Annotated in this window: 8 protein-coding genes; 4 read left to right on the top strand and 4 right to left on the bottom strand. The window is 71.0% G+C overall.

The features are described 5' to 3' along the window. The 3 genes from V7004_RS07245 to V7004_RS07235 all read left to right on the top strand — a co-directional run. Nucleotides 1-1,652, top strand: a 1,652-nt coding sequence (locus tag V7004_RS07245; protein WP_334143050.1) for an ABC1 kinase family protein, incomplete at its 5' end; no start/stop codon positions are given. Between the two features lie 27 nt (nucleotides 1,653-1,679). Next, entirely contained in the window at nucleotides 1,680-2,339 is a 660-nt protein-coding gene (nucS, locus tag V7004_RS07240; protein WP_334143049.1) for an endonuclease NucS, read from the top strand. Between the two features lie 46 nt (nucleotides 2,340-2,385). Next, nucleotides 2,386-3,807: an NADH-ubiquinone oxidoreductase-F iron-sulfur binding region domain-containing protein gene (locus tag V7004_RS07235; RefSeq protein ID WP_334143048.1), complete on the top strand. Its 1,422-nt coding sequence runs from the start codon at nucleotides 2,386-2,388 to the stop codon at nucleotides 3,805-3,807. Nucleotides 3,808-3,820: 13 nt separating this feature from the next. Here the strand turns inward: V7004_RS07235 and V7004_RS07230 are convergent, their stop codons facing one another. Further along, nucleotides 3,821-4,663 (bottom strand): MaoC/PaaZ C-terminal domain-containing protein, encoded by an 843-nt coding sequence (locus V7004_RS07230; protein ID WP_334143047.1) that lies wholly within the window; start codon nucleotides 4,661-4,663, stop codon nucleotides 3,821-3,823. A gap of 35 nt (nucleotides 4,664-4,698) precedes the next feature. Next, the gene (locus V7004_RS07225; RefSeq protein WP_334143046.1) at nucleotides 4,699-5,604 is read right to left on the bottom strand and encodes an SDR family oxidoreductase; all 906 of its coding nucleotides are present in this window, start codon (nucleotides 5,602-5,604) and stop codon (nucleotides 4,699-4,701) included. A gap of 120 nt (nucleotides 5,605-5,724) precedes the next feature. Here V7004_RS07225 and V7004_RS07220 point away from each other — a divergent pair, with 120 nt between their 5' ends. After that, nucleotides 5,725-7,371, top strand: coding sequence for a VanW family protein (locus V7004_RS07220; RefSeq protein WP_334143045.1), 1,647 nt, complete (start codon nucleotides 5,725-5,727; stop codon nucleotides 7,369-7,371). Between the two features lie 13 nt (nucleotides 7,372-7,384). Here V7004_RS07220 and V7004_RS07215 read toward each other — a convergent pair whose 3' ends face one another. Continuing rightward, nucleotides 7,385-8,884, bottom strand: a complete 1,500-nt coding sequence (locus V7004_RS07215; protein WP_334143044.1) for a hypothetical protein — start codon at nucleotides 8,882-8,884, stop codon at nucleotides 7,385-7,387. Continuing rightward, nucleotides 8,881-9,747, bottom strand: coding sequence for an enoyl-CoA hydratase/isomerase family protein (locus V7004_RS07210; protein WP_334143042.1), 867 nt, complete (start codon nucleotides 9,745-9,747; stop codon nucleotides 8,881-8,883). Before V7004_RS07210 ends, V7004_RS07215 begins: the two co-directional genes overlap by 4 nt. Nucleotides 9,748-9,831: the final 84 nt, after the last annotated feature.

Raw genomic sequence — 9,831 nt, 5'->3', positions numbered from 1 at the left:
CGTCCGCTCCTACACTCCCGGGCACCATGGCCCACGACGCCGCCACCACCGACACCCGCGCCACCACCGACGGCCCGCCTGCGGACCTCGAGGTGGGCTCGTTCAGCGACCACCCGCCGTGGATCGTCGACCCCGCGGAGATGCGATGGCGCCGCGCGGTGCCCGCGGTGCGGTGGGTGCAGCGCCGGGAGCTTCCCGAGCTGGTCCGGCCCCGGAAGCTGCCTCCGGTCCGGCGATTGGCGCGAGTGGCCCGCCACATCGGAGGCGCCCTCGTCGGCTGGTACGTCTCCGGCAGGCGAGCCGGCGGCTCCGCGTCGAAGCGCGACCTCTCCCGGCGGTTGCGGATCGCCGCGGAGCGACTCGGGCCGACCTACATCAAGCTCGGCCAGATCATCTCCTCGGGGGAGGGCCTCTTCCCCGAGGAGCTGGTGAGCGAGTTCCAGAAGCTGCGCGACCGGGTGCCGCCGGAGTCCTTCGGCGACGTGCGGGCCGTGGTCGAGAGCGATCTCGGGTCGACGTTGGAGGCGGTCTTCGAGCGCTTCGATCCCGAGCCGGTCGCCGCGGCGTCGATCGCCCAGGTCCACCGAGCGCGCCTGCGCACCGGCGAAGACGTGGTCGTGAAGGTGCAGCGGCCGGGCATCGACCGGCTGGTGCACGACGACCTGCGGGTGATGGCCTGGTTGGCCCCGTTCCTGGTCGGGCGCATCCCGGTGGCCGCCCTGGCCAACCCACCGGCGCTGGTGGAGCTGTTCGCCGAGACCATCACCGAGGAGCTGGACTTCCGGCTGGAAGCCGAGAACATGCTCGACATCGCCCGTTGCTTCGCGGAGCTCGACCAGCGGGGCTACGTGATCCCCCGCCCCCATCCCGAGCTGGTCACACCGCGGGTGCTGGTCATGGAGCGGCTCGACGGGTTCGCGTTCTATGACGTCGAGCGCATGAAGGAGGCAGGCGTGGACACCGAGGCGGTGATCCGCACCGGCATGATCGGCTTCATGGAGGGCGCCATGATCCACGGGATCTTCCACGGCGACCTGCACGGCGGCAACCTGTTCGTGATGGCCGACGGGCGCGTGGCGCTGCTCGACTTCGGGATCACCGGCCGGATGGACGAGCCTCGGCGCCTGGCGTTCCTGCGGCTGCAGGTCGCGGCCAGCATGAACGACATCCGAGGGCAGATGGCCGCCCTGCGCGACCTGGGCGCGTTGCCGGCGGATACCGATCTCGACGCGGTGATCCGTGACCTCGGCCTCGACCGCCCTCCCGTCGACCCGACGACGATGACCGCCGACGAGATGGTGCACGAGATCCAGCGAGCGGTGAAGAGCCTCCTGGCCTACGGCGCCCGGTTGCCCAAGGAGCTCATGCTGTTCGTGAAGAACATGGTGTTCCTCGACGGGGCCATCGCCTCGCTCGCCCCGGACCTGGACCTCTTCGCGGAGATCGCGCACATCTCCGCCTACTTCGCCCAGACCCACGGCGAACGCATCGCGGCCGACATCGGCATCGACCCCCGCACCTACGAGCTCGATTTGTCCGGGGTGAAGGGCAGCTTCGGGGTCGATCCCGCCACCGAGTCCCTGACCTACCGAGACCTCCAGAAGCGGCGGGAGGTCATCCGCAGCCGCTTCCGGGAGCGGGCGATCGACTGAGCCGCCAGCGCGTACGCTCGCGCCCCGATGCGCATCGTGATCGCCCGCTGCTCCGTCGACTACGTGGGCCGGCTCTCCGCGCACCTCCCACTCGCCACCCGGCTGATCATGGTGAAGGCAGACGGGTGTGTGGCCATCCACGCCGACGGCGGCGCCTACAAACCGCTCAACTGGATGAACGCCCCCAACCGGTTGGTCGAGGAGCCGGGGCGGTGGGTGGTGACCAATCCCAAGGGTGAGACGCTCACCATCGTCCTCGACGAGGTGCTCAGCGACAGCACCCACGAGCTCGGCACCGACCCCGGGCTCCGGAAGGACGGGGTGGAAGCGCACCTACAGGAGCTGCTGGCTGCGAACCCGGAGGTGGTGCTCGACGGACTGCGGCTGGTCCGGCGCGAATACCCCACCGACATCGGGCCCGTCGATCTGCTGTGCCGCGACGCGGCGGGCAACGCGGTGGCCATCGAGGTGAAGCGGCGGGGCGAGATCGACGGGGTCGAGCAGCTCGCTCGTTACCTGGAGCGCCTGGATCGCGATCCCCTCCTGCGCCCGGTCCGGGGTGTCTTCGTGGCCCAGTCCATCAAGCAGCAGGCGAAGGTGCTCGCGACCGCCCGGGGCATCGTCTGCGTCGAGGTCGACTACGACGAGCTCAGAGGCCTCGAGCGCGACGAGCTGCGCCTGTTCTGACCACCGGAGGCACCTGACCGCGGCTGCTCACGGGTACGGTGGCGCGGTGTTCGCCGACCGCGTCCTGCCAGCGGAGCCGATCACCTCACTCAGCGATTACGAGCGCCGGGGTGGGGGCGCAGCCATCGGGCGGCTGGCCGACGCCGGTCCCGACGCGGTGCTCGACGAGCTCGAGCGCAGCGGGCTGCGCGGGCGGGGCGGTGCGGGCTTCCCCACCGCCACCAAGTGGCGCTCGGTGCTGGCCGGCGGCGCGGAGGCCGGCGAGCGGTACGCGGTGGCGAACGGAGCCGAGGGCGAGCCTGGCACCTACAAGGACCGGCCGCTGCTGCATCGCAATCCCTACCAGGTGATCGAAGGCCTGGTGGTGGCGGCCCGGGTCATCGGGGCGCAGGAGGCCTACGTGGCGATGAAGGCCTCGTTCGCCCCGCAGATCGCCGCGGTCGAGCGCGCCGTGGACGAGATGTCGGCCGCCGGCTGGCTCGACGGGTTGCGGATCTACGTCGTGAAGGGCCCTGACGAGTACCTGTTCGGGGAGGAGAAGGGGTTGCTCGAGGTCATCGAGGGCGAGGACCCGCTCCCCCGCCTCTTCCCCCCGTACCTCTACGGGCTCTTCGCCGAGCAGCCGCAGTTCGGATGGTCCGCCCCTACGGCCGGCTCGGATGCCAGCGGTCCGGCGTCGAACCCGACGCTGGTCAACAACGTCGAGACCCTCGCGCACGCCGCCGCGATCGTCGCCAACGGTGCCGAGTGGTTCCGTGAGCTCGGCACGGACGGCTCGCCGGGGACGATCATCTGCACGGTGTGCGGGGACACGAACCGCGCCGGCTTCGCCGAGATCCCGATGGGCACCCCGCTGATCGAGGCGATCGAGCACATCGGCGGGGGGATGCCCGAAGGCCGGTCGATCAAGGGCGTGCTGTCGGGCGTGGCGAACCCCGTGCTCACCGCCGACCAGCTCTCGACCCCGCTCAGTTACGAGGCATTCGACGCCATCGGCAGCGGCCTCGGGGCCGCCGGGTTCATGGTCTTCGACGACCGGCGGGACATGGTCCGGGTGGCCCACGCGGTGTCCCGGTTCCTGTACGTCGAGTCCTGCGGCCAGTGCCCCGCCTGCAAGTTCGGCACCGGTGAGGTCACGGCACGGCTCGAGCAGCTGATCGTCGAGGGTGGCTCACCGGAGGACCTCGACACGATCGCCGCCCGCCTGCGGACCGTCACCGACGCGAACCGCTGCTACCTCGGACGCCAGGAGCAGGTGGTGGTGTCGAGCCTGCTCAGCGCCTTCCCGGCAGACGCGGCACTGGCGCTGACCGGCGTGCACACCGACCCCATCGCCCCCATCACCCAGCTCGTGGAGATCCGCGACGGCCGGGCGGTGTGGGATTCCCACCAGCCCTGCAAACGCCCGGACTGGACCTACGCCGAGACCATCCCGGAGATCTTCGTGAGGCCGAGGCGGCCTCGGTAGCCGGCGCGCAGGCTCACGAGAACGTCACCCGGCCGCTGTCGATCACCACCCGGCCGTCCTCGCCACAGGTCTGGAAGGTGGCCGACGAGCCCTCCACCCACATGCGCACCGTGAGGGCTTCACCGGGGTACACGGGGGAGGAGAACCGGCCCTCCATTGAGCGGAAGCGGGCCGGGTTCGATCCGCAGAGGGTGTGGAGCAGCGCTCGACCGGTGAACCCGTAGGTGCACAGGCCGTGGAGGATCGGGCGATCGAAGCCGCCGAGCTTGGCGAAGGCGGGGTCCGAGTGCAGTGGGTTGCGATCGCCGGACAGGCGATAGATCAGCGCCTGGTCGTCGCGCGTGCGGTAGGTGACCTCGTGATCGGGGGCCCGCTCCGGTGGCTCGTTGCGCGGCCCGGACGGGCCTCGATCACCGCCCCAGCCGCCCTCGCCGCGGATGAACGCCGACATCGTGTTCTTGAACAGCGGCTTGCCCGTGGACACGTCGGTCGAGATCGATTCGGTGACGATCACCGCACCCTTGCCCTTGTCCCAGATGCCGGTGATCTCCCCGACCGTGCTCACCGTGCCCGACGTGGGGATCTCACCGTAGAGCTCGATGGCCTGCTCGCCGTGCACGAGCATCGCCGGGTTGAACGTGCCGATCTTGGCCATGGCACCGAACCCGCCCACCCCGAGCACCACGGCCATGGTGGGCAGCACCCGCAAGGGGGTGTCCATGGTGTTCTCGGTGGTGAACTGCAGCTCACCGGTACCCGCCCCCACGCCGAGGGCGTAGAGCATGACGTCCTTCTCGGTCCAGGAGTGCTCGTAGGGCTCGCTGGTGGAGCCCACGGCATCGGGATTGATCGGCATTCGGGCCTCCGTGACGCTGCGTCGTGCGGTCTGGATCAGTCGGTGCGGTCGTTGCCGGCCATGTCCGCGTTGGGTCGGGCGCGAGCCAACAGGTCGGCGACCACGGGCCCCATCCGGGTCGGATCGTCGACGGGGGTCTCCGAAGGCCCGATGTGCCAGCCTTCGGCGACCCCGAGCCGCCTGCCCGACACGTCAAAGACCCGGCCGGTGACCTGGCGCGACTCGCCCGAGGCCAGCCAGGTGACGATGGGGGCGATCCACCGGGGAGCCATCTGCTGTCGGACCTCCTCCGGCGCCTGCCCCATCCCCAGGTTCTCGGTCATGCGGGTCAGCGCCGCGGGAGCGATGGCGTTGACCGTCACGCCGTAGCGGGCGAGCTCCATCGACGCGATCACCGTGAAGGCGGCGATACCCGCCTTCGCCGCGCCGTAGTTGGTCTGCCCCGGGTTGCCGTAGATGCCCGACGGCGAGCTGGTGTTGATGATCCTGGCATCGACGTCCTCGCCAGCCTTGGAGCGGTCGCGCCAGTAGGCGGCCGCATGGTGTGACGGCGCGGCCGTGCCCTTGAGATGCACCTTGATCACCGCGTCCCACTCGGCTTCGGTCATGTTGACCAGCATCCGGTCACGGAGGATGCCGGCATTGTTGACGAGGACGTCCAGCCGGCCGAACTCGTCGATCGCCTGCCCGACGAGCCGGGCGGCGCCGTCCCAGTCCGAGACGTCGTCGGTGTTGGCGACCGCCTCACCGCCCCCAGCGCGGATCTCCTCCACGACCTCCTGCGCCGGGCCGCTCGACGCGCCCTCACCCGACATCGACCCGCCCAGGTCGTTGACCACCACCTTGGCGCCGTGCTCCGCCAGCATCAGCGCGTGCTCGCGCCCGATGCCGCGCCCTGCCCCGGTGACGATGCAGACCCGCCCCTCGCACAACCTGCTCATCGGCACTTCCCCCACGCCCCTGACTGCGACCCCGGGATCATGGCAGGGGTGGCGGCGGAGCGGGAAATCCGCGCCACCCAGCGACTACCGCCGCCCCACGCGGCATGCCAAGGTGGACGGGTGCCTCGGAGCCCCCGCAGCGCCGGATTGGCCGCGCTCGTCGCGCTGATCGCGGTCCTCGCCGCGCTGCTCGGCACCTGGGCCCTCGACACCGCGATGCACTCCGGCCAAGCGATGCGAAACGTCTCCCTGGCCGGCACCGCGGTGGGCGGCCTCTCGGAGACCGAGGTGCGCGCCGAGGTTGAGCGCCTCGCGGAGCGCACCCGTGAGCGACCGGTCCACATCCAGACACCGGCGGGCGCACTCGACACCACCGCCGCCTCCGTGGGCCTGTCCGTCGACCGGGAAGCCACCGTCCGAGCTGTGCTCGACGCCGGCAGGGGCAACCTGCTCGCCCAGCCGTTCGAGTGGCTCGGCTCGCTCCTGTCACCCCATCGGGTCCCGGTCGTGTACCACGTCGACTCCGCCCAGGCCGCTACGGCGATCGCCGCACTCGAGGACGCCAATCGGGTCGTACCCGTGGAACCGAGCGTCTCGGCGGCCGGCGGCACGCTCGAGGCCGTGGCCGGCGTGCCGGGCACGTCGCTGGACACGGCGAGCTTGGAGCGCGCCCTCATCGAGCAGGCCGCGGCGCCGGACGGCCCCATCACCGTCGAGCTGGCGACGGTGGAGGTGGCACCGACCTACCCCGACAGCGCGGCGGAAGCGGTGGCTGACGAAGGACGCCGGCTCGCCGCTCGGCCGTTGACCGTCCGGGTCGGGGGCAAGTCGACCTCGGTCCAACCCGCCGTCCTGCTGACCTGGATGCGTGCGGTCCCGGCCTCTGACGGCTCCACCCTGGTGCTGGGCATGGACGAGCAGCAGATCAGCCACGACGTCGCCGCGGCGGTGGGTGCCGTCGGTACACCCCCCGTCCAGCTGGCCTGGCACGTCGATGCGGCGGGCAACGTGTCGTTCACCGAGGGCACACCTGGCACCGGATGTTGTGCCGCGGACTCACCCCAGCGGGTGGTCGACGCACTCCGCAACGGGCGTGGCGAGGTGGACCTCGACCTGACGACCGAGCAACCCGAGCACGACGCCACCTGGGCGCGCCGCATGGGGATCACGACCGTGGTGGGCACGTTCACCACCAACCACGCCGCCGGCGAAAGCCGGGTCACCAACATCCACCGCATCGCGGATCTCATCCGCGGCGTGGTCATCGAGCCGGGCCAGACGTTCTCGGTCAACGAGTACCTCGGGCAGCGCACCCGCGCCAAGGGTTTCGTCGAGGCCGGCGTGATCTACGGCGGCAAGTTCACCACCGATGTCGGCGGCGGGGTGTCGCAGTTCGCCACCACCCTGTTCAACGCTGCGTTCTTCGCCGGGCTCGACCTCGTGGAATATCAGGCCCACACGATCTACATCTCCCGCTACCCCTATGGGCGCGAAGCCACGCTGAGCTACCCGAAGCCCGATCTGAAGATCCGCAACAACACCCCCTACGGGGTGCTGGTCTGGCCCACGTACACGAGCAGTTCCATCACCGTGACCCTGTACTCGACCCCTTGGGTGCGAGGCGAGCAGACCGGCCAGACCCGCACCCCCGCGGGGGCGTGCACCAAGGTCACCACCGAGCGCACCCGCACCTACCTGACGGACGGGCACCGGGAGGTCGACACCGTCACCGCGCTGTACCAGCCGGCGGAGGGCGTCCTGTGCTGAGCCCGCGCCCGGTCTAGGCCCGAGCGAGGTTGACGTCGCCCTCGGTGGTCTCGAGCTCGACCACCCTCCCCACCCACTCCTCCTCCTCGAGCGCCACCAGCAGGTCGGGATCGGTGGCCCGGGCGTAGCAGCGCGCTCCCCCGTCGAGGTCGCACACCAGCAGCGCCCAGTCCGGTTCGCCGTCCCGACCGTGCGCCACGCTGTACGCCGCGACCGTGGCCGGGCCCCGATGGGTGTCCACGATCGGGGCCGGGCCCTCGGCGTCGAGCTGCCGCTGGACCCGCTCGGCTTCCGGCAGCGTGACCGGCCCGGGAGTGGTGGAGTAGATGGCGAAGGCGTGCCTGGTCATGTGCATACCGACCCCGCTCACCAGCCCGAACGAGCCCGGGTCCTCGCGCAGGACACCGGCCATGGTCGCGATCGAGTGCGCCAGGTAGCCGCTGCCGGCACCACCGGCGAAGGGCAACCCACCCGTGACCGTGAACCCCCTCGGGTCGTCGGACGCGAGGCCGAGTGCATCACGGGCGAAGTCCACCGAGCTGGCGAAGCAGCTGTAGAGATCGAGGTGGGCCACGTCGTCGACACCCACGCCCGCCACCCGGAGGGCCTCGGCGCTGGCGGCGGCCATGGCGGGCGAGCGCGACAGGTCGCGGTGCTCGGCGACGTAGAGCGGGTCGGTGGCGTAGCACCACCCCCGCAGGTACACCCGTCGCTCTGGGGGCACCCCGAGCGAGTCGGCCCGGGCGTGGCTGGCGACGATGACCGCGGCGGCCATGTCGACGTCCATCACCGAGACCATGTACTTCGTGTACGGGTAGCCGACCATGCGGTTCTGGGCGGAAGGCGTGATCAGCTCCTCGACCGAGCGCTCGACCGGGAACCAGGCGAAGGGGTTCCGGGCCGCCACCCGGGTGAACGGCGCGAGCAGCTCACCCAGCCGGCGGCGATGGTCCTCGGGGCTCGTGCCCAGCCGGGCCCGACGCCCGATGTCGAACACCGCGAAGGTCAGCCAGGCCTGGAAGACCTCGTGCGCCACCTCCGCCGGGTGGAACGGCACCTCGAACGGGAAGGGCCTGCGCTCCGGGTCCTTGAAACGCCAGGCCGGCTTGCGCCCCTCCCTGCGCAGACGGCGCCTGGTGTCGAGGGCCTCGGCACCGGTGACGAGCGCGACGTCGAGTTCGCCCCGGATGATCGCCTCGGCCGCGGCGTCGACGAGCTGCAGGGGCACGGTGCCGCCGATGCCCGAGTAGGCCCGGCGGCGGGGGTCGATCGCCAGGGCCTCCACCAGCCGACCCGGCGGGTCGTCGTAGGCCCAGCTCTGGCAGTACACGACGTCGAGGGAGTCGACGGCTGCGAGCACCGCGGAGGCGCCGCGGGCCGCGCCGGCGTCATCGGCGGCCTGTCGGCACACCTGCTCCCACATGGCGAGCGGCTCCGGAGCCTCGCCGACGCCCGGTCGCCAGACCTGCTGGCCGACCCCGATGATGCAGGGGGCGCGGGGGTCGACGCTCACCGGCCCTTCCATTCGGGAGCGCGCTTCTCGGCGAACGCCTTCGGTCCTTCCTTGGCGTCCTCGGTCTGGAACACCTCCTGGGAGAGCTGCTGCTCGATGGCGTAGGCCTCCTCCAGGGTGGTCGACAGGCCGCGCAGCACGCTCTCCTTGGTGGCCTGCACCGCGAGTGGGGCGTTGGCCGTGATGCGAGCCGCCCACTCGAACGCCCGGTCGAGCAGCTCCTCCTCGGGCACGATCTCGTTCAGCAGGCCCATCTGCAACGCCCGCTCGGCCGGGAACCGCTCGGCGGTGAGCAGGAACTCCATCGCCGCCGGGAAGGGGATCTGGCGGGGCAGGCGGGCGGTGGTGCCGCCACCGGCGAACAGGCCGCGCTTGGGCTCCATCACCCCGAAGCTGGCGTGGGGGGTGGCGATGCGGATGTCGATGCCACCCAGCATCTCCATGCCGCCGGCCACACACGGCCCGTTGATGGCGGCGATGATCGGCTTGTAGATCTTCGTGTCCCGCAGGACCGCCCGGGTGCCGTCAGACAGCTTGCACCCGTCGACCTCGGTGACCTCGCCCTTGCTGATCTCCTTGGCCAGCTCCGTGATCTGCGGGATGTAGGTCTTGAGGTCCGCGCCCGCCATGAAGTTGCGGCCCACGCCGGTCACGATCGCCACCCACGCGTCGTCGTCGTAGCGGAAGTCCTTCCAGGCCCGGGCCAGGTCGCGGAAGTGGTACATGTCGAGCGCATTGCGGGCTTGGGGCCGGTCGATGGTGATGAGCACCACGTGCTCGGCGCCCGGGCGCGCGCCCTTCTCGTAGTGGATCGGCATCTGCGGCGAGACCCCCTGCTCACGACCCTGCCGGAAACCTGACATGGTAGTCAGCTTTCGGGCTGCGTCTTCTCCCGGACCGTCGCGCCGGGCGCGGCCCGCCAATCGGCTCAACGCCGGTCTGGTGAA

It is taken from the genome of Rhabdothermincola sp. (assembly GCF_036846205.1).
Lineage (GTDB): Bacteria > Actinomycetota > Acidimicrobiia > Acidimicrobiales > Acidimicrobilacustridaceae > Rhabdothermincola.
Note: the sequence above shows the minus strand (reverse complement) of the source record. Positions and strands in the feature narration are given on the sequence as shown.